The organism is Roseibium sediminicola, from assembly GCF_023156505.1.
In the GTDB taxonomy this organism is placed as follows: Bacteria; Pseudomonadota; Alphaproteobacteria; order Rhizobiales; family Stappiaceae; genus Roseibium; species Roseibium sediminicola.
Map to the genome: position 1 here is coordinate 1 of NZ_JALNMJ010000004.1, position 19252 is coordinate 19252.

A 19252-nucleotide genomic window follows, 5' to 3' on the forward strand; every position below is an offset into this window, starting at 1 on the left:
TATGATCTGGGATATATCGACCTGGAGCAGAGAACCCTACAGACAATCGACAACCCGTTCGGCACGAGGTTGTAACCCATGTCTCCGGTACAAACTGTTACCTATGTCTCCGGATCGGACATTGTGGAAAATGGCGACCCCGGCAGGATTCGAACCTGCGACCATTCGCTTAGAAGGCGAGTGCTCTATCCAGCTGAGCTACGGGGCCTTATGTGAGGTGGCGGCAACGCGGCCGCTCCCTCTCTTCCCTGAAACGGGCAGTCTTGTCGATCCGCAATCGCCGCTTTCAACAGGCAATCCCGGTCGCGGCGAAAGCCGTCAATGTGTCCAGGGCGCGACCCTGTTGAACTTGAAATTGTCCGCATAGGCCGCGCCGCGCACCCTGCGCTCCTGGGCCTTTTCCACCCGGTGCGCGATCCCGTGCCGCTTGGCATAGGCAACCGCTTCTTCCTGGGTTTCGAAATAGAGGCGGACCTGCTGCTGCATGTCGGATGAGGACGTGTAGCCCATCAGCGGCTCCACGGATTTGGCCACTTCCGGCTCATAATCCAGCACCCAGCGCTGGGTCTTCGCCTTGCCAGATTGCATGGCGGTTTTTGCCGGACGGTAGATGCGCGCAACCATGTGACTGTGCCCTCAAATCAATTCACGAGATGGAATGTCTCCTCCCATGAGCTTTTTCCCGCCTTTGCCCGCGAAGTCAACCTCGATCTTGGATCCGCACCCAATCTTGCCGCCGCTCCGGACCTTGCAACCTGCGGAAAGATTGCATTAACGGCGTTTCCCGATGGTTGAAGCATGACACTTCTGTAACATGACAAAGGTATGTATCGCGTGATATTAACTACCGTTACGTGAATTAGGCTGTGACCATCCGGCCGAGCACAAAATGACCCCAACCGGCAACCGACCATCCAGGTTGGCCGGCCCTTATGGTTTGTGCGCGGTGCGCAAGAACAACAAGGCTTGGACATGCACTATGAGTATCTGAAGCGTCTGGAGACCTATGTCCCGGAACATGTGCGGCCGGCCGCGACGGAACGCCTCGATCTGAAGGCGGCCATTGATGCGGCCAACCTGACAGAGATGTGGGACATGATCCTGACGCTGGATTATGGCGTTTCCGATCCGGAGCAATTGTCTCCGGAAAAACGCGACGAATTCTTGAATGTCATGTCCCTGTTGTTGCAGGCTTTCGACAAGTAACCAAGGGCCGGGAACGGCCAAGGACAAAGGCGAGACTGGACCCGTGCTGACGCGCCCGAACGCCCTCTTTTCGGAAATCGGAACGCAGGCCATCGAAAGAGGCCTGGCGGATCCGGTCCTGTCTGCCTTTTTCGAAACCGTCATGACCGCGCCAAGGGGCGAGGTGCAGCAAGGCCTCAAGCCCTACTTGCCCTATCTCAGCCTGTGCTCCGACAAGATGAAAGACGGCGCGCCGCCACCCATCTTCTATGTCGGCCGGGAGAGCGGCCAGCGGACCCTGTTCGGCGAAGACTGGGCAACGCCCACCAGCCCGGCTTCAGGTCTGCGCACGCCGGACCCGGACCTGGAACGAGCCTCTGCAGAGGGCTATGGCAAGGCGCTCGACGGCACGCCCTATTACGGCTACGCCCGCACCGAGGTGCATGTGAACGGCGAAACCTTCGAGGTCGCCTTTGAGCGGCTGATCGTCGCCGTCCGGCCGGCCCTGCAGTCCTCCGTCAGGTTTTGCGCCTATTTCGGTGTCATTCAGGATCTGCGCCGGACGTCCTGACAATCAGCTTCGCCAGGCCGTGCAGATCACTGCGCGTGGCATAGACCAGCCAGTCGTCGGGCCTGATATGCCCCGGAGCGCGCTCCCAATGGGTTCCGCGCGGCACGAACCGGCGGTAACCGACCCGGATGCCAAACCCCTTCTCCGCGCTTCTGGCGGCCATGAGGCCATAAAGATAATCCGGCGACCATTTGAGCAGCGACAGCAGAAACCCCAGCTGCGTCAGCGGCTCGGCAAGCCCTTGGCCACGAATGTCCCGGCGCAGCCACAGATTGCCGTGATAGACGATCCGACCGCGCATGAAGTAGGCATCATAGGCGTGCTCGGTGCCGAAGCGGGCCTGGGGATTGGGATCGACGAACATGCGCCGCTGCTGCTGCTGCCAGTGTTCCGCCAGGCTGCGGTCCTTCAGATCCTCGACCTTGGCGGCCTGAACCGAAACCAGATTACCATGGCCGTTATAGGCCCCGACCCAGAAGGCCGTAGCACCGTGCAGGTCAAAGAAGCGCGGCGAGAAGTCCTCCATCAGGTACTTATCTTCCGTCGCCCGGACGATGTCCTCGAACTGGCCGAAATCCGCGCTCTCTTTTAAGGAAAGCCCGCCCTGCTCGACCTTGGCCGTGATCGCGGCGATCGCGGCCGTCACCTCCAGCGTGGCCTGTTCGTCCTGGTCCGGTACCATCATCCCGCCCCGTTCTCCGCGCCCTCACGCGGCCGGCGTTGCCAGAAGACCCTGTTTAAACGCCTGAGAGAACAGTGTGTTTGTCCGGGCAAGGTTGCACAAGAGCGGCCTTGCGCCTTCCCCGAAGTTATCCCGGCCTTTGCACGATCTTGTTGCGCTAGGCGGGACAGCCCCACGACATGAGCGCGTCGAAATCACACGTCTAGGCAAGCGTGCCGAAATAACTGCAAATGCAGATCAGGTTACAATGGAAAACCGGGCATCCGGACATGTGCCGGCAGCACATAAAGAGAAAAGCACTCGCCGACAGCAAGCCCGACACAGCAATAGCCAAAACCGGGCGATCCACCCGGAACGACAAGACGATTTTAGGGAAGAAAATGGTCGGGGCAGCAAGATTCGAACTTGCGACCCTCTGGTCCCAAACCAGATGCGCTACCAGGCTGCGCTATACCCCGGGCCGTTGATTTCTGGGGATTTATAGACGTTCGGAGCCAAGGTCAAGCTAGAACAAAGCATGAAAATATGTCCGTTGTGGACAAAGGCGGACAAAAGAGTCCCAGAATAGTCCCAGAATTCGTTCTACTCTTGTTCACGGTGCAAGCGGAACGCCACCTCTTCCCCGTTCCAACTTGAGCAAGGAACAAACCGTGATCAAATAAACTTTGCCGCCACGCAAAAAACCGCTTGCACTCCAGTACTAAAAGTACTACCTTCTAATTGTCAGCAACGGAGCGCTACCGCTCATTTTTCAGAAAGGAAATCTCATGCTCGACGCTTTGACCTCCGCTTCCATCATCATCCCGATGAAGGACAACGACGGGTCCGACAACTCCCCGATTATCGAGCGCACTATCCAGACGCTCTGCGAAACCCATGGCGGCGCAACCGCTTGGGAAGCCAAGGGCTTCTGGGTCAACGACCATGGCCGTCTCTTCAAGGACGACGTCATGGTGATCCAGTCCGCCATGACCAAGCAGGAGGGCCATCGCGAAGCCCTTCGCGAGCTTGCACGCGGCATCCTCGCCGACACCGATCAGGAGGCGGTTTTCGTCTCCCACGCGGGCGGTGATGTCGAAATCATCGAATGACCCAACCGGAGGGGCTGCGGCCCCTCCCCCTCAAAAAGCAAATTCAAGAGAGGAGACAGTCATGCCTGTCGCCGTAATCATTTCGCCAAATGCGATCCCGAGCATCCATGCCGCTGATGACGACACGTCGCTGTTCGATGCCTTATGTGAACTGAAGATTGTTCCGGCCGACGCCAAAAGCGATCCTGACAGCCTTAAGACATGGATCGACACGCTGCCTGCCCCGTCCGGCTGGTTCGCCGACGTCGAGGAAGCTAAGGCGTTTCAGAAGCGCGTCCAGATGGAACAGGACGCCAAGCTGGTCAAGGACGCGCGAGATCACTTCGGGATCTCGTCACGCGAATTGACCGCCCTTATCGGCCTTGCCGACCCGCAAGGCGACGGCAGCCCGGTCCGCCGGATCATGTCGGCCAAGCAAGGCCTTTCCGGACCAGGTCGGCGCGCGCTTGCCTATGCCGTGCTCCACGGCGCCCTTGACCGCAAGGACGAAAACGAGGCGCTCAACAGGATCGGAAACGGATCTTGGCGCAATGTGAAGCGCTCCGACATCCGCTCCGAGCGCAAGGGCGGCGGCATCAAACACAACTGAGCAAAGCGAGAACTTCGCGCATAGTCAAAAATCTCGCCTTGCCCTATTGCAAAATAGTACTTTTAGTACTACATTGAGAATGTCAGCAACGGGGCGCTACCGCCCACCACATGAGGACAGCAGACATGACCCAGACCTTTCCCATCAGCGCGACGGCGGTTCTGGTCGGCGGCCAGCGCCTTCCCTTCTACGGCATCGAAGAAACCTCCAAGGTCTACCGTGAAACTATCGACCGGCTCGGACTTGGCGGGAGCCAGACACCGCGTTGTGAGATCCTAGACGGCGACGCAGTCGTCGCCCATGTCTCCTACAACGGCAAAGTTTGGGCCGGAGCGCGTTGGCGGAACGTACTGACCCGCATCGCTGATCATCCCATCAATAGAATCGATGAGCTTCTGCCTTGGGCATTTGCCGAGGTAGCAACCCCGCAGACTGGTTTGGTATGACGTCAGCTAATTGCCCTTTGGCATTTTCAGCGGCCGAAGAAGGCCTTTTTTCCGAACTTGTTGTTCAAACCATTACCGCTCTCAGACTTGACCGTGGGCGTAGATCGCCGGCACAAGCAGCGCGCTTTGCCATAGGTGACTTCGTAGGGGGGCAGTCCGACATGAGTTGTGATCAGCAGATCTATGTGATGCTCGAATGCGCCGAGATTATCGATCATCAGCTTCACTTCAAACTTACAGATGATGCTCTTCCCGCGCATCTAGCCAACGGCGCTAGATTTTGCGTGGACCTCCTGTGGGCCTTTGAATGTTTCCTGAACACAACGGCAGAATGGCACCCTGATGGATGGGACCATCCACTGTTTTCCTACGAACCTTTTGAACTGCCGGCGGAACTGGTATCTCTGGGAGACGCATTTGCCGAAGCCGGATACCTTTCCAAGACAAACGCTCGATACCGGTGGACCACGAAAGCCAAGCCGACACTGGGTCTTATTTGTTGGGGCTATTCGACTGAACGCGGTCTAGAAACACGGCATGAATTGAAAAGGATGTTTGCAAGCCTTCCTGAGCAATTGAAAGACAGGATCACTACGGATCGGAGCAGCAACTTGCAAGCGGAGTTGGAAGATGTCCTCTCCAACCATTGGTACAATGATCAATGGAATGATGCCCCGGTGCGTGGCTCTCGAGACCGGGTTTACCTTCGGAGCGAAATGAACGAACGTGCGTCGATCATTTTGACTCTCTTTCGATGAAGATAATTGGGTAATTCACCGGACGCTTACGTTGCGACGGCGTCCAGAGGTGCATTGCATGCGCTGCGCCCAGATGACGATTGTTAGCCTCAATCGATTTTCGGAAAGCGATGTCGTCGCCGATCTGGCGAGGCACCGGCGTTTCAGGTGCAGTCGGTGCGGCGGGTCATGGGTGGGAACGCGGCCGAACTACATAATGAAGGATGGCCTGCGTAGATGGTACGGCCTGGACCCGGGCTACGCCCTTTTGACGCGAGTGGGTGGGTAATACGACTTGTGCCTAGTGATGGTTCCACTGCTACTAGAAGCAACAGTTCCTACAAGAAACTGAAATCATCGGAAGTCAGAGAGTTTACAAACGTGTCGTCAAACCGGATCGTCTGACCGTCACCAAAGTCCAGCACTGTGTCGGAGCCGTCCTGGGTCAATGCGGCTTGGACATCCGTGAAACTACCGAAGCCGGCAATTCCAGACAGCTCAACTAGGTCCGCCGCCGTGTCAAAGTCCGTTATCCGATCGTGACCGTCATTATCCTTGAAAACAAACGTATCGCTGCTGCCGTTGCCGGTAAGAATGTCGTTGCCCTGACCGCCCTCGATCGTGTTTTCGCCTTCGTCTCCGCGCAAGACGTCACCGTTACCGGACCCGGTGATATTTTCGATGGATGCAAGCGTGTCACCGGTCGCATCGCCGCCGCTGGCGTAGCCCGCGGCCAAGTTGATAGCGACACCAGCAGAAGAGGTGGAATAGTCCGCCGTGTCCAGACCGCCCTGGCCATCAAGAAGGTCTCTGCCTAGACCACCGGCCAAGACATTATTGCCCTCATCCCCGCGCAGCGTATCGTTATAGTTAGATCCGATCAGGTTTTCGATGGACGTAAGCGTGTCACCGGTCGCATCACCGCCGTTGGCGTAGCCGACTTTCAAGTTGATAGCGACGCCCGCGCTGGAGCTAGAATAGTCGGCTGTATCTTTACCGACCCCTCCATCAACAAAGTCCGCGCCAGCGCCTCCGACAAGGATGTCATTGCCGCCTTCGCCATACAGTAAATCGCCTGAACCGCCGCCATCGAGAAAGTCATTCCCGGCCCCTCCGAAGAGGCGGTTTCCAGCATCCGACCCGACCAACCGGTCATCATGCTCTGACCCCCTGATGCGTTCGAAATTGGAAATCCTGTCACCAGTGGCGTCTCCGCCGCCGGCGTAGTTGACCCCAAGGTTGACGGCAACGCCCGCGGAGGATGTCGAATAGTCCACCGTGTCCAGACCACCCTGACCGTCCAAAATATCCCGACCCTGGCCACCAGAAATGATGTTGCCGCTATCATCGCCACGCAATGTGTCGTTAAAGTTGGTTCCGGTCAGGTTCTCGATGGACGTAAGCGTGTCACCGGTCGCCTCGCCGCCGCTGGCGTAGCCCGCGGCCAAGTTGATAGCGACACCAGCAGAAGAGGTGGAATAGTCCGCCGTGTCCAGACCGCCCTGGCCATCAAGAAGGTCTCTGCCTAGACCACCGGCCAAGACATTATTGCCCTCATCCCCGCGCAGCGTATCGTTATAGTTAGATCCGATCAGGTTTTCGATGGACGTAAGCGTGTCACCGGTCGCATCACCGCCGTTGGCGTAGCCGACTTTCAAGTTGATAGCGACGCCCGCGCTGGAGCTAGAATAGTCGGCTGTATCTTTACCGACCCCTCCATCAACAAAGTCCGCGCCAGCGCCTCCGACAAGGATGTCATTGCCGCCTTCGCCATACAGTAAATCGCCTGAACCGCCGCCATCGAGAAAGTCATTCCCGGCCCCTCCGAAGAGGCGGTTTCCAGCATCCGACCCGACCAACCGGTCATCATGCTCTGACCCCCTGATGCGTTCGAAATTGGAAATCCTGTCACCAGTGGCGTCTCCGCCGCCGGCGTAGTTGACCCCAAGGTTGACGGCAACGCCCGCGGAGGATGTCGAATAGTCCACCGTGTCCAGACCACCCTGACCGTCCAAAATATCCCGACCCTGGCCACCAGAAATGATGTTGCCGCCATCATCGCCACGCAATGTGTCGTTAAAGTTGGTTCCGGTCAGGTTCTCGATGGACGTAAGCGTGTCACCGGTCGCATCACCGCCGTTGGCGTAGCCCGCGGCCAGATTAACGGCAACCCCACCGGAGGATGCCGAATAGTCGGCCGTATCGCTGCCTTCTCCACCGTCAATGATGTCTGCGCCCGCGCCACCTATGATCGTGTCATTGCCGGCCAGTCCATAGACTTCTTCCTTTAAAAGAGAGCCCACAAGTCGGTCTGCCCCGGCAGTTCCATCTATTCTCCGCGGCGCCAAATTCTCAACATCAAGCTCCGCAAATCCGGCGAAAGTGATTTCTACGTTGAACTGATTAGTGTCCGGCGAAGGGTTGTGTAATACGAAGGTACCTGCTGCAGTGCCGTCTGAGTACCAAAGCGCGCTACCATCCATATCGGAAGAAGAAAATAGAAGCCCATTGTTCCAGCCACCCAAAAACCTGATGTTTCCAGCGTTGGACAGCGGCAGGTCGAGCACCGTTTGAGTGCCTTCCAAGGTACCATCCGTCACATAAAGTTCGGGCCCTGTGCTCGAATACCCGGTGAAGAATACCAATTCATCTGTAGCTTGCATCTGAGCACGATAGGAACCGTAAGCACCAAATGTTGTTCCCGTGCCTGTAAGCGCAAAAGTCCCACCGGCTGTACCATCAGAAACCCACAACTCTTCATCGTCCGTGCTGCCGTCATCGGCTATGAAAATCAGTGAATTCCCAAGTGCAGCAGATGGTTTACTACTACTAACATAGGAACTGCCGGTACCAACATTGATATCCAAGACGCGGCTAAAACTGCCCGAAGTGCCGTCGCTGACGTACAACTCTCGCCCATAATCGCGGTGATAAAACCAACTAAACATCAAACCGTCGGTCACATAGCTATCGCGATAGTAAAGGCTATCGCCTCCGCTGTTTTCAGCCACGTTCATCTCACTGAAAACACCCGAGCCTGGGTCATACCTGTAAAAATCGTTATCATTACCGGAACTGGCACGAACCCAAAGCTCGCCATTAAACTCAAACATGCCACGAATGTGGAGTCCGCTCAGTGCCCCGGCTGCATCGTTGTCATAAACAACTTGCGTGGTTCGATCCTGGTTGACCCGTACGATATCCCCATTGGTCCAAACATAGAGGCTATCGCCCACGATTTTGTAATCAACCACGTCAGTCGAAATCAGCTCTGTGGGTGGCGCGCTGCCGTTCGTGATGTAAAGTGGGTCCTCGTAATAGTCGAGAAATACGGATTCACCAGCAAATTCTAAAAACGCATGAGGCTCACCAATTGCAGAACCATCCTCAGCGTACTCGATCACCGTTGTGTTTTTTCCATCGCTGAAATAAAGAGCATCATTGTGTCCCAGTTTGCCTTGGAACACAAAACCGCCTGCAACGGAACTGGGCACCCCGCCATAGGTTGGACCAGCTGAGTAATAATCTATAGAATTTATTTGAAAACCATAATCAAATTCTGGGATATACGCATAATAGCTATTACCTAACCCAGTATGTATGATAGCACTTACTGTTGACACGAGAAAAAACTCCCGAAATATTAATATATGATTTTTACATTTTAAGTAAGAAAAAATCACTTACTTATGGCGAATTCCAACATTCTCAAATACGGATCGCGAATTTATTTAAATCAATTTCAATTTTTGATCAACACTCAACCTTAAGAAATGGTGAATCTGCATCCGTTTAATCGATGTGCTTAAGAAGCACGGATCAAATCACCGAAACATAAATGCGCGTCTCACGTGCTGCGTACATGTTGTCGACACGCAGCCTCCTCAGTTGTACTCGTTTTGGTGGAAAATCGGTAGCGACCCGGAAGTCGCACGAACTGACAAGCTCAGAAGACAACAGCAAATGAAAGCACGGCCGACCTTACCACTGCACCCTGATCGGAATTTCCGACCATGCCAGCAGCACGACACCCGCAGCCAGGACGCCTAGCGCAAAATACAGAATGAACTTTTGCCCCGAGCCAGGCTGTTCCATGTGTCCCCTCAGTGCCGCAACGAAGACACGTTAGTGAATAATTAACAATGGCATTTACCTCAAGATACAACCGTGCTTAAATGCAAAGGTTGCAGATAATTTATTAGCCCACCGTTATTTGCACACGCCCCACGGGAACCCGCAAAACCTTCCGTGGGGCGTTTTTTTGACTTATGGCCACCCTACCCGCTTCGCGACCCCCGCCATATCTCCATCAGATCCTTGGCAAAAGCCTTGGGGTCGCGGCTGGCGCGAATAATGCAGACGGCGATGTTCCGCCCCGTCATCGCCAGCACGCCTGCCATACCGTACGCCCACGTTTCCTCAAGGCCCAGGACAGAGCGCATCGGCTCACCAAACACCAGGGCCGCAACGAAGCCGATAAAGAATGTCATCCAGCGATCACGCACGGACAAGTCTTTCGGCAGGGCCGCGCCAATGGCGGCAAAAGCGGCGATAACGGTGATCTTGGTCAGGGGCAGTTGCCAGAACCATTCAATGATCTGTTTCATTTGCACCCGTGCTCCCGTTCCATTTCCAGGACCTCATCCAAAGACCCGGCCAGGGTGCCGGACACATGGTCCGCGTCTGCCTCGGTCCATTTGATCCGTGAAAGCGCCTTGCAGACGTCGCCGACTTCGCCGGCGGCATCCGGTGTTACGGCTTTCGCGGCACCGGCCACCAGACCGGCCGCCGGGCTGTTACCGCCGCCCTGCGTGCCGACGCAGGCGCTCACGGATAGCGCGATCATCGCGGCGAGAAGATGTAGCTTGCGCACGGTCGATTGCCTTTCTGGATTTCAGCTGAGCTTTCAGGAGGGCGTTTTGCCGGGTGGTCCGGTCATGGCGCCACTGGCGGAACAGCTCGCCGGCAACGCCGACGAGCCAATCCGTGAAGACGGCCTTGAGGGCCGCCAGGAGCGCCGTCATGCCGGCTGGCCGGCAATGTCGCCGTCAAGGTCCAGATCGATGCCGAGACGGGCTTCGAGCAGGTCGTAAAGCCGCGACTGATCGATGTCGAAATAGTCCAGGGCGTCAGGAACGGCGCCTTGCGCATAGCTGATCGCGTGGCGCAGAACTTCGCTGCGGACATCAAAGGTCACCTGCCGACCCTTGACCTTTGTCAGCACCTTGGCCTTGCCGAACTGGACGGCGTTGAACAGGGCGTCATCGACCCGTTGTTTCAGCTGGCCGTCCAGCTCAAGGCCGGTACGCTCCTGGAAGGCGTCGACCGCCTTGCGGGCCAGCCAGAGCGCAAAGGCACCCAGAACAGCCACCACGATCTGCGCGGCCGGCTCAACCAGGCCAGACAGATCAACGGACGTGTCGGCCGCCATGGCGGACACGGGAAAAAGAACGAGCGCCATCAGCGCCGCGCATGCGATGCGGATCATGATAGAAATCTCCAATTGTCGGGGTGATGTGCGACGGCTTTCAGAACGACCGGGCCGCCGGGCCGGACCTATGGCGGTTAGGCCGCCTGCGCCTTTTCGGCCGCGATCAGCGTGCGCCAGACATGGGCGACCACGACAGGAGTCGGATAGAGGTCATATTCCTGCTTCAAATCAATCACGGCTTGAGCCGTCTGGCCTCCGAAGATGCCGTCGACCTTGAGATCTATGCCCATGAAGGCACCGGCGGAATTCAATAGCTCCTGCAAGCGTTTCACGGCATCGCCCCGGTCACCGATATCGAGTTCGGGATAATTGACCGTGGCGGCGCTGTCGGTGTCCGGAATCGCATTCAGGCGCACCGGTTCACGAGTTCCGACCGGTTCAATGACATACCCCTTGCTGTCGAGACCCAACACCTTGCGGTAGTCGAACACCGGACAGGCTTTCGCCGCAACTTCGCGGTGACCACGGAACCGCATCTGAAGCCCGTAGGCAGCGTTGATCTGGCGGCAAAGCTTGCGCAAACTTTCAAACTGCGCCTTGGTGAAACGGTCTTCTTTCAGGCCGTGCAGGCAGATCCCGATAGAGCCGGTGTTGTGGCCCGCCACATGCGCGCCGATCCGGTTGATCGGCCGACCAGTCTGCACCGTGCCGTCCCTTTTGATAAAGAAGTGATAGCCGACACCGGACCAGCCCCGCGCCTTGTGCCAGGCGTCCATCACGGACACGTCGTCATGTTTCGGATTGTCGGATGCGGAACAATGCAGCCAGGTCGTGTGCACGGTTCGGGCGGGTTTGGCAAAATGGAACATCGCAGGCTCCTGTTGTTTGGACATGAAAAAACCCGCCTTGAAGGGCGGGTCACTTGACGAGCAGAGTTTACGCCGCGCTCTATTCGGCCGCCTCTGCAATCAGGCGCGGATCTGTGCAAGGCGCCGCGGCGATGTCCTCACAAAACGTCAGGATGTTCCGGTCAGCCATAGCCCATTTGTGCCCCTTGACCAGCTTTGCCAGCAGCGCATGATCGGCGTCTTCAAGCGCGAGAAGACTGTTAGCGGTGTCCAGCGCGTCGAGAATGCGCATGTGGCGGCGCATGGCATCAAGATCGATACCACCCTGCTGAGGCGCTTTGACCAGGTCGCGGATAATGGCCGCATAATCCAGCTGCGCTCCCTTTGCATCCATCTCTGCTTTTGCCTGTTCGCCTGTGATCGCACCGGACTGCAGTCGGTCGTTCAGGTCCTGCGGGTCGATCCCCAGGGTTTTCAGTTCGATGTAACGCATCTTGCTTTCCTCATGAAAAAGGCCCGCACAAAGCGGGCCGTTTGGTGGATTGGATCTTGAGAATTAGGCCGCTTCCAGGGCATCCAGGCGGGCGGCATGATTGTCCAGTCGCGCCAATGCTGCCGCCGACAGCATCATCATCACCTGATCGTGTCGCAGTCCGTCGCGGAACACCGGGTTGTCGTCCTCATCCAGCTCTTGAACCCTGCGGCTTTTCTCGACCGTAACGGTGACAGCCTCCCCATCGACATCTTGGGTCTCAGTTTCGGTCCACCGCTCGACGGTCATGATCGGGTCACGGCACCAGACTGCGTAATTTGCAGGATCAAGGCCCTCGTCAATGAACGCCTGCTCCACGGCCTGGGCCGTCAGACCGAAATGCCTTCGCGCGCCCTCAACACCCTTCTCTTCGATGGATTGAAGCCACTGGAAAGAACCAATGTTCTCGGCAACGCGACCGGCGACCGCAACTTCCTTTGCGCCAAGACTGCCAAGCCAATTCTTTTCGCGGACATCAGAGGTGTTGATTGTGCCGGTGACCGCATAGATAACGGCCATACGCTTCGACCCGTTGCCCAGGTTGCTGTTGTTATCGGTGGCCGGAAGAATATTGCCTTCCACCTTCAGCCCCGGCAATTGGACCAGACCGTCTTCAGCACTCCCAGACGTTCCGGTTTGCGTGAAATCGATGGAACCGTCCGTGCTTGGCGAAAGCTGCCAGATCGTGGTGCCGCGCGCCAGTTCCAGGTGGTCCTGATAGGTGGCACTGGCCAGGCTTAGCTTTGCGGCGAAGGACGCGCCACCAGATCCGGCCAGATCCCCGGCCAGCGCCGCGTTGCCGCTGGTATCGACCGCGAACAACGGACTGGAACTCAGGTTCGCGCTCGTGGCTACGGCAAATCCACCGGCCGAATCCGCTCCGTAATAAATCGAACCACCGGAAGACTGAACGCGGATCGCTGCATTGGTGCCGCTCCGAATAAGGTGCAGCACCGTCGCGTCGAGCGACGTGATCGAAACGGTACCCGTCGAGCGTGCGATTGAAAGCGCTGTACTGAAGGTGGCGCCATCAGCTGATCTTTTAAAGGAATAGTCATCAGTGCCATCCGCCCCGATTTTCCATCGCTCCGCACCGGCCGTCCTGATCCGGGTCACGGCACTGTTTGCAGCTACTGCTTTGTCCAGTGTCAGGAACTGGTCGTTGCCGGAAACGGACAACACACCGTCATAGGCATCAAGAAGTCCCTGGACACGGTTCGCCAGATAGGCCGTCGACTGCCGGGACAGGGAAAGACGCAGTATCACGTATGACTGGCCAGACTGTGTTGACCCCGCATAGGCCCGGTCCAGTACGATGGATGTGTCGGAAATGACTGCCGTCACTTCATAGAACGGCCCGGCCAACGTCAGGGCGAACAGGTCACCCGGAACAATAGCGCTCTCCCATGCGGTGGAGGAACCGGCAAGCGCCGTCGAGCCGTTGGTCACCGTGACGAGCCCGGTTCTGTAACTGGTCATGTTTGCACCTCAGATGTGGTTAGGTTGCGCTTGCAAAGCCGAGCAGCAGAATGCGGAAATTGAAAGTGGCGCTTTGCACTGTTGAATGGTTCGAAATGTATTGACGCCCACCAACAATCAGGTTGCCACCGCTGATCGCGCTGAAGACCTGATATTTGGCGGAAAATCCGCCGGGGCCATTCTCCTGCCAGACGATCAGCGTTGACCCGCCGAATGAATACCAGGTGCTGGTGAAATAACCGGGCGCAGTTAGCTGTCCCATGCCGCTGGCGAAGGTGGCGCGCGGGTCGAGTCCGGTCGCCACCGTCGTCGCAAGATCCCATGCCGCCGTGCTCGATCCGGTGGAGCGAGACGGAAATGACAGACTTCCCGTGTAAGCCGCGAACGGCAGCATCATGCCGTTATCCGGGTCGAAGCCCCCAAAACGGTAGATGTTGTTGGCGAGGTCAATCAGGGTCGGCATCAGCCGTCCGCCTTTGCGGTGATCGATCCGGTCGAGACGCTGTTCGTCTCACTGCTCACATTGCTGTACTGAATGGGCGCCTTTGTCCCGTAGGGGCTTCCACGGAACTTCGAACCGTTGAACGTGATAGCCATGGACCGCAGGCCGATGTTTTCGTTGACGAGCGTGCCCCCGCCCATCGGGAAATGGACCGGGTCGCCCGGTCCGCTTTCTGAAAAATGCGTGTCCAGCGAAGAAAACTTGCCGGCAATCTTCAACTCATCCGCGTCGAGCCGGATCAGCTCCGACGACAGCGGTGGATTGACCGTGCCGGACAGGGCGACATTGGTAACGTAGACAGTGAATTTCAGATTGAAACGAAGCACGCTGCCAATTGCGTTGTTCCACATCGTCGTCGCGACAACATGTGTGTCGGTGGCGCAGATATTTGTGTAACCAACCTGCCCATTGGCACCCTGCGCCGGCGGATTGAAGTAGTCACGCGGGTTCGCACGCCAGTTCGGGAACGACAGGTTCGCCGGAATGACGCTCCAAAGCGTTCCATTGATGTCATAGACATTATGGGCAAGCGGGATAATCAGCGGCGTATAGCTGAGGCCGTGCGCAAAAAGATTGACCTGCGAATAATAGCCCCAGGTCGTGTTGCTGGGCGCAGGTATCAAAACCTCCCCGCTGACTTTGTCGACCGCCTCGACATAGGGAAGGTCCGAGTGAAAGATCACACGGTCCATGTTGGCAAGCGGATTGTCCTCGACACCCTCATCCCGGCTCCCGGTATAGATCGCGACAATGTTTTTCTGAAGATCAGCCCGGAAGACGGTCATGCCGTGTTCTCCATGTGAATAATGCCGTTTGTCGCATCGATCAAAAACGTAGTTGTTGCGGTGATGTTTTGAATTTTGCCAAGCCTCACAATGCCGAGGTCAACGGAAACGGCACTCAGCGTGTCGGCCGTGATCGACACCGCAACCAGATCGTTCAGGTACAGCGTGCCGCCCTGGAAAACGAGTGGAGCAACCGCCGTACCGGTGTTGTTCGGGTCGACGATAAAAAACCGATCTGCCGCAATGCCGAAATCAATGCTGCCCGACCCGTCACCTTTCTCGATACCGGTAATCGTGAACCCGCCAACCGCGCCTCCAGCAGACACCGAGAGCACATATTGCGCCTCAAGCCCGTCTACCGATGACTGCAGTGTCGAGATCGAGGACGTGTGCCCATTAACGGTTGTCGACACCGAGTTGATAGAACTGGCAAGCGCTCCATCGGTACTTGCCCTGACCAAGCTTTCCGAGACGATCGAGGCCGCATTCTGATTGACGATCGCCGTCAGATTGAGAATGGACTGTGCAAGGGCACCGTCGCCGGCATCCGTGCGCGCAACCAGAGAAGTGACCGCCGAAGCGAACCGACCCTCAAAATCGTTTCGGAAATCGAGATCGCCAAAGATCCGGTCTAGCAGCGTCTGGCCGTTCAAATCGTTTTGGTTGTTATTGTCGACACTGATCGAAACAATGGACTGCTGGATTTGCCCCTGCAGCGCGTCGATTTCGACCTCTGCCGTGTCTATACGCCCCTCAACAGCATCGAGACTTGCCTGGGAGGCCTTCAACGCAATCGTAGCGTCCAGGCCATCAAGCCGGGTCTCTGCCGTCGTTATCCGGCCTTCCGCCACCCCCAGGTCGGCAACAGTTGCCTTCAGGGTAAGAGCCGATTCGACCGCATCAAGATCGGCCTCAACCTCCGAAACACGAGCATCGATCCCTGCTGTAAGCAGGTCATAAAGTGCGTTGGCGGCGACCTCCAGATAATCCAGCTCGTACACTGTCGAACCGTCGCCCAACGTCAGCCGAAGGCCTTGAACTGTGCCGTTCCACTCCGGATTGGCGGCGAGTGAAACGGTGATTTCTGTCATCACCGACGGCGTGTCCGGCTCGGTAATGGCCTGCTCGAACAGGAAGCCGCCACCGGTATCCCATTCGACCTTTCCGGACCAATTAGACCCAGAGACACGCCGAACGCGGAAGCGAATGAACGTTGCTTCCGCCGCATCGATGTCGAGGCCGGAGATCGTCAGACCGCTGCCCGCTCCCGTCCCTGTAACCGTTACAGTGGAAGTGCCGGCCGAAAGAGTTGCATTGACGCCCGTCCAGCTTTCAACCGTTCCGTTCCATTCCCATCTGCGGGCAGGAGTATAACTGACAGTCGTCGCGATCAGCTCTGTGACTTCCGAAAGCGAGGCCTTAAGCGCGATCTGCGAATTGGCGGCATCAAGCGAAATCTCGACCGACGACACCCGCGCATCGTTCTCGCTGACATATTGGTCCAGGCCGAAAATCCGGACTTTGTTGCCGACAACGTCTATGCCAGCCTCTTTCAGGGTCGTTTTCAGGTCCTGCGTATCGAGCAGGTTCTGAAGCAGGCCCTGCGCAGCTTCATTCAATTGCCAGGCAACCGAGTTGATTGCCTTCGGCACCGGGGCGCCTTCCTGCGAAAGACTATCCCGAAGCTCCCGAGCCATCAGCTCGGCGGCTTCAAGATCGCTCAACAGTTCTCCGGCCGGCACCGTCCCGCGAATGTCGTCGTAAATATTGGCGGCGGATTGCACAACGACACCATCCGGCAACCTGATTTCTGCCGGCGCTGCTGCGACTGCTGCAAACTTGTAAGGACCTGGACGGTCTCCGATTGCCTGCATGCGCACCCATAGTGCGTCGCGGAGAACGGCGACGGAAGCGACAGGCAACGAACCTTCATAGACCGGAGCCCATGTCTCTTCGTCGTATGAAATTTCAATTTTGAACGTCTTAGCCCCAGGACCGGGCAGCGCAGATACACTCAGGAAACTTTCCGTTACGCTCAGTTCCCGGGCAACGGTCATGCTCTGAATTACCGGCGCGCCAGAAGAAGGCGGAAGCAACGTGCCGCTCGGATAATCCGGGACCGTCAGGCCATCGTCGGCGAGGTAAACGGCGGCATTTTCCCGAACCACTTCCAGCCGGACCCGTTTGCCCTCAGGCACCATGCCGAGCACAATGCCGTTGAAGGTGAAGTCGAAACCTTCCCCAAGCAGGTAAACAGGCGCATCCCCGCCATTGTCGTCAAGATGAGACCAAAGCTCGCCGAAGACGGCCTCTGCCGCGTCATAGTCATCACTGTCCAGTGAAACGACCTTGGCGCCTGGCGTCCAGGTGATCTTGCATGGCCCCCACTCTTCGCCATTCTTCTGACGAAACCGAATATAGGTGTTGGCAGGATCGGTTTCCGGTTCCCGGTCAAGGGTCACGGTCAGTCCTGAATAGGCTTTGACAGTGCCGGACTTGCCCCACGTCTGCGGCATATCGGACTGAATGCGGATCAGGTCGCCACGAGCCACCAAACGGCCTTCCAGCTCCGTGCGGAAGGTTGCCTTTTCCCGGCGAAAATAGTTGTCGGCCGCAAGGTGAATGCCCTCGCGCCATGCCTGATCGCGGTTCGTCGGCCCGATCATACGCACGCGCGCCGGCGCTTCTGAGGTGGATTGTGCGATTGTGCAGCGAACCTCTTCCGTCGTCCAGGAAGTGGCGTCCATGTATTCCACGATCACATCGTCAGCGCTGTCGGTTTGGTGCAAATCATAAGTGACCTCCAGTGACCCTCGCACGATATTGCGGTCGGAGAAGACTTGAGACGGAAGCGTTCTCTGCTCATCGCGCACCATGGAGATCTGGTCACCCGCGAACCGCACGCTCGCGCGGCCTGCCCCCAGGATCGTATTGATCACATCGAACCGGGTCTGCCGCGTGTCGAAGATCCCGTCAAAGTAATCTCCGCGCGCATCCCAGAGCGCGTCATAGGCCATGAAGGTCGCAAAATCGATCTTGCTGTCGGCTTCCCCTGCCCCGTAGAGCGCGTTGCGGGCGACATCTACCGCCGCCCAAGCAATCGACCTGGTTTCCTGCTCAATCCATGCAACGCCGTTCCAGACAGGCAGAATGCGGCATTGGACAAGTCGGAAGTCCTGGGAGGATTGCTGCGTCAGTTGACCGTTCACTTTGACCTTGACGGCCATGGTGGACAGATCAGCAAAGCTCTGCGGCCCATCGAGATAAGCGCGCAGGCCCGCCCATTCGAGCCGGTCGAAGGTCTGATCTCCATCAGACCAGGCGTTGATCCGGTCGGCTTTGACCTCATAGCGCCCGACAGGCACATCAGCAGCATAGGAAAACCGCTGCGGTGTCGTTGTCCTAAGGGTCAAGGTCTCGTTGGCCAGCGTTTGCCAGGCCCCAACCGGCGCACCAAGATCATCTATCTCGCGATACTGGAAATGAAACTGGACCGTTGCCGACTGTTTCGCGCCGTCGTTCTCAATATGATAGCAGCCCTCGGGCAGCACGACGTCGACGGCGAGCTTTTGCGCGGTCTCACCTGCCGGTACAGCAGCATATGGACCGAGCGTGTTGCCCTGTTCCATAAGCTGTCCGCCAACCTCGGAAGAGGTTTCGACCTGCACCGGAAACAGGGTGACCTGTTCTCCAGGTTCATAAAACTCAATCTCGATATCATCAATCGAACCGGTATAGCCCTCGCTATCGTTCCAGACGACGGTCTCGCCGATCCGCACGTCCTTCGGCGCAGCGCGCCCGAGCCCCCGGCCGAACAACAGGTGCAGATACTGATCGTTGCCGTCGAATTCCTGGTAGGGATCTGAGACATAGTCCGGCACCATCAGATGTTCGCCGTATTGCACCGGGATCGTCTGGTAGAGCCGCGCCTGGTTGCCGGACGGGTTGGCGGTATAGGTCGGCGATGCAGCCAGATCCGTGCTTGCAGTCGAGGCCGGTTTCGGTGCCAGCAGCGTGTTGATCAGAATACCACCGCCAGCAAGGATCGCGGCGCCGGCAAGACCGGCGATGATGCCGGTGGAACTCGCGCCAAGCGCACCGGCAATCAGTCCACCCGCCCAGGGAGCAAATGCGGAAAGCGCGATCAGAGCGACGATGCCGAGTACGGACTTGCTGTCTTCTCCGCCCCGAGGAAGGACAACGGCTTCAACGATATCGGAGTGTGCCGGGACCATGTCCCAGCCCTTGCGCAACACAGGCTCCCCGTTGACCGTCACATAGAACGCAACGGATCTGGCAGGGCCGTGGGCCGTGATGATTTCAGCGAGGGACGCCCCCATGACCACAGGCAGCCGTACGGGCGTGCACGGGGGT

17 protein-coding genes, 2 tRNA genes and 1 pseudogene are annotated in these 19252 nt (G+C 57.4%); 6 read left to right on the forward strand and 14 right to left on the reverse strand.

The features are described from left to right. Positions 1-131: 131 nt before the first annotated feature. Both M0H32_RS07205 and M0H32_RS07210 read right to left on the reverse strand, forming a co-directional pair. Positions 132-208: transfer RNA gene (locus M0H32_RS07205), tRNA-Arg, on the reverse strand. A 110-nt stretch (positions 209-318) separates the two neighbouring features. Further along, positions 319-624 (reverse strand): ETC complex I subunit, encoded by a 306-nt coding sequence (locus M0H32_RS07210; RefSeq protein WP_248152671.1) that lies wholly within the window; start codon positions 622-624, stop codon positions 319-321. Between the two features lie 348 nt (positions 625-972). Here M0H32_RS07210 and M0H32_RS07215 point away from each other — a divergent pair, with 348 nt between their 5' ends. Both M0H32_RS07215 and M0H32_RS07220 read left to right on the forward strand, forming a co-directional pair. Continuing rightward, on the forward strand, positions 973-1206 hold the full coding sequence (locus M0H32_RS07215) for a hypothetical protein (RefSeq protein WP_248152673.1): 234 nt from the start codon (positions 973-975) through the stop codon (positions 1204-1206). A 43-nt stretch (positions 1207-1249) separates the two neighbouring features. Beyond that, positions 1250-1756, forward strand: a complete 507-nt coding sequence (locus tag M0H32_RS07220) for a hypothetical protein (protein ID WP_248152675.1) — start codon at positions 1250-1252, stop codon at positions 1754-1756. Here the strand turns inward: M0H32_RS07220 and M0H32_RS07225 are convergent. Both M0H32_RS07225 and M0H32_RS07230 read right to left on the reverse strand, forming a co-directional pair. Beyond that, positions 1728-2441, reverse strand: a complete 714-nt coding sequence (locus M0H32_RS07225) for a hypothetical protein (protein WP_248152676.1) — start codon at positions 2439-2441, stop codon at positions 1728-1730. The two genes, M0H32_RS07220 and M0H32_RS07225, sit on opposite strands and share 29 nt — an antisense overlap. Positions 2442-2819: 378 nt before the next feature. Beyond that, a tRNA-Pro gene (locus M0H32_RS07230) sits at positions 2820-2896 on the reverse strand. 309 nt (positions 2897-3205) lie between these two features. Here M0H32_RS07230 and M0H32_RS07235 point away from each other — a divergent pair. From M0H32_RS07235 to M0H32_RS07250, 4 genes and pseudogenes are all read left to right on the forward strand, one after another. Continuing rightward, positions 3206-3529, forward strand: a complete 324-nt coding sequence (locus M0H32_RS07235) for a molybdenum cofactor biosynthesis protein MoaE (RefSeq protein ID WP_248152678.1) — start codon at positions 3206-3208, stop codon at positions 3527-3529. 61 nt (positions 3530-3590) lie between these two features. Continuing rightward, on the forward strand, positions 3591-4118 hold the full coding sequence (locus M0H32_RS07240) for a hypothetical protein (protein ID WP_248152679.1): 528 nt from the start codon (positions 3591-3593) through the stop codon (positions 4116-4118). Positions 4119-4462: 344 nt separating this feature from the next. Further along, a pseudogene (locus M0H32_RS07245) lies at positions 4463-4564 on the forward strand (transposase domain-containing protein); the annotation flags it as partial. Beyond that, on the forward strand, positions 4561-5322 hold the full coding sequence (locus M0H32_RS07250; protein ID WP_248152681.1) for a hypothetical protein: 762 nt from the start codon (positions 4561-4563) through the stop codon (positions 5320-5322). The pseudogene M0H32_RS07245 and the gene M0H32_RS07250, both read left to right, overlap by 4 nt. A 317-nt stretch (positions 5323-5639) precedes the next feature. Here M0H32_RS07250 and M0H32_RS07255 read toward each other — a convergent pair whose 3' ends face one another. The 10 genes from M0H32_RS07255 to M0H32_RS07300 all read right to left on the reverse strand — a co-directional run bounded on the left by M0H32_RS07255 (position 5640) and on the right by M0H32_RS07300 (position 19218). Then, on the reverse strand, positions 5640-8924 hold the full coding sequence (locus M0H32_RS07255; protein WP_248152683.1) for a beta strand repeat-containing protein: 3285 nt from the start codon (positions 8922-8924) through the stop codon (positions 5640-5642). A 654-nt stretch (positions 8925-9578) separates the two neighbouring features. Next, positions 9579-9908 carry a hypothetical protein gene (locus tag M0H32_RS07260; protein ID WP_248152685.1) on the reverse strand — a complete coding sequence of 110 codons (330 nt, stop codon included), beginning with the start codon at positions 9906-9908 and terminating at the stop codon, positions 9579-9581. Next, entirely contained in the window at positions 9905-10174 is a 270-nt protein-coding gene (locus tag M0H32_RS07265; RefSeq protein ID WP_248152687.1) for a hypothetical protein, read from the reverse strand. Before M0H32_RS07265 ends, M0H32_RS07260 begins: the two co-directional genes overlap by 4 nt. 147 nt (positions 10175-10321) lie before the next feature. After that, entirely contained in the window at positions 10322-10789 is a 468-nt protein-coding gene (locus tag M0H32_RS07270; RefSeq protein WP_248152689.1) for an inadl protein, read from the reverse strand. Between the two features lie 77 nt (positions 10790-10866). Continuing rightward, entirely contained in the window at positions 10867-11625 is a 759-nt protein-coding gene (locus tag M0H32_RS07275) for a peptidoglycan recognition protein family protein (protein WP_248152692.1), read from the reverse strand. A gap of 55 nt (positions 11626-11680) precedes the next feature. Beyond that, positions 11681-12073 (reverse strand): hypothetical protein, encoded by a 393-nt coding sequence (locus M0H32_RS07280; protein WP_248152700.1) that lies wholly within the window; start codon positions 12071-12073, stop codon positions 11681-11683. Positions 12074-12136: 63 nt separating this feature from the next. Then, complete coding sequence (locus tag M0H32_RS07285; RefSeq protein ID WP_248152702.1) at positions 12137-13591, reverse strand: tail fiber domain-containing protein; 1455 nt, start codon at positions 13589-13591, stop codon at positions 12137-12139. A 19-nt stretch (positions 13592-13610) separates the two neighbouring features. After that, the gene (locus M0H32_RS07290; RefSeq protein ID WP_248152703.1) at positions 13611-14054 is read right to left on the reverse strand and encodes a hypothetical protein; all 444 of its coding nucleotides are present in this window, start codon (positions 14052-14054) and stop codon (positions 13611-13613) included. Further along, on the reverse strand, positions 14054-14878 hold the full coding sequence (locus M0H32_RS07295) for a hypothetical protein (protein ID WP_248152705.1): 825 nt from the start codon (positions 14876-14878) through the stop codon (positions 14054-14056). Before M0H32_RS07295 ends, M0H32_RS07290 begins: the two co-directional genes overlap by 1 nt. Further along, positions 14875-19218 carry a host specificity factor TipJ family phage tail protein gene (locus M0H32_RS07300; protein ID WP_248152707.1) on the reverse strand — a complete coding sequence of 1448 codons (4344 nt, stop codon included), beginning with the start codon at positions 19216-19218 and terminating at the stop codon, positions 14875-14877. The genes M0H32_RS07295 and M0H32_RS07300 overlap by 4 nt, the downstream gene beginning before the upstream one ends. Positions 19219-19252 lie beyond the last annotated feature (34 nt).

Coding starts and splice junctions, on each gene's coding strand:
- M0H32_RS07210 (WP_248152671.1), bottom strand. CDS start 624: ATGGTTGCGCGCATCTACCGTCCGGCAAAAACCGCCATGCAATCTGGC.
- M0H32_RS07215 (WP_248152673.1), top strand. CDS start 973: ATGCACTATGAGTATCTGAAGCGTCTGGAGACCTATGTCCCGGAACAT.
- M0H32_RS07225 (WP_248152676.1), bottom strand. CDS start 2,441: ATGATGGTACCGGACCAGGACGAACAGGCCACGCTGGAGGTGACGGCC.
- M0H32_RS07235 (WP_248152678.1), top strand. CDS start 3,206: ATGCTCGACGCTTTGACCTCCGCTTCCATCATCATCCCGATGAAGGAC.
- M0H32_RS07240 (WP_248152679.1), top strand. CDS start 3,591: ATGCCTGTCGCCGTAATCATTTCGCCAAATGCGATCCCGAGCATCCAT.
- M0H32_RS07250 (WP_248152681.1), top strand. CDS start 4,561: ATGACGTCAGCTAATTGCCCTTTGGCATTTTCAGCGGCCGAAGAAGGC.
- M0H32_RS07260 (WP_248152685.1), bottom strand. CDS start 9,908: ATGAAACAGATCATTGAATGGTTCTGGCAACTGCCCCTGACCAAGATC.
- M0H32_RS07270 (WP_248152689.1), bottom strand. CDS start 10,789: ATGATCCGCATCGCATGCGCGGCGCTGATGGCGCTCGTTCTTTTTCCC.
- M0H32_RS07275 (WP_248152692.1), bottom strand. CDS start 11,625: ATGTCCAAACAACAGGAGCCTGCGATGTTCCATTTTGCCAAACCCGCC.
- M0H32_RS07280 (WP_248152700.1), bottom strand. CDS start 12,073: ATGCGTTACATCGAACTGAAAACCCTGGGGATCGACCCGCAGGACCTG.
- M0H32_RS07285 (WP_248152702.1), bottom strand. CDS start 13,591: ATGACCAGTTACAGAACCGGGCTCGTCACGGTGACCAACGGCTCGACG.
- M0H32_RS07290 (WP_248152703.1), bottom strand. CDS start 14,054: ATGCCGACCCTGATTGACCTCGCCAACAACATCTACCGTTTTGGGGGC.
- M0H32_RS07295 (WP_248152705.1), bottom strand. CDS start 14,878: ATGACCGTCTTCCGGGCTGATCTTCAGAAAAACATTGTCGCGATCTAT.
- M0H32_RS07300 (WP_248152707.1), bottom strand. CDS start 19,218: ATGGGGGCGTCCCTCGCTGAAATCATCACGGCCCACGGCCCTGCCAGA.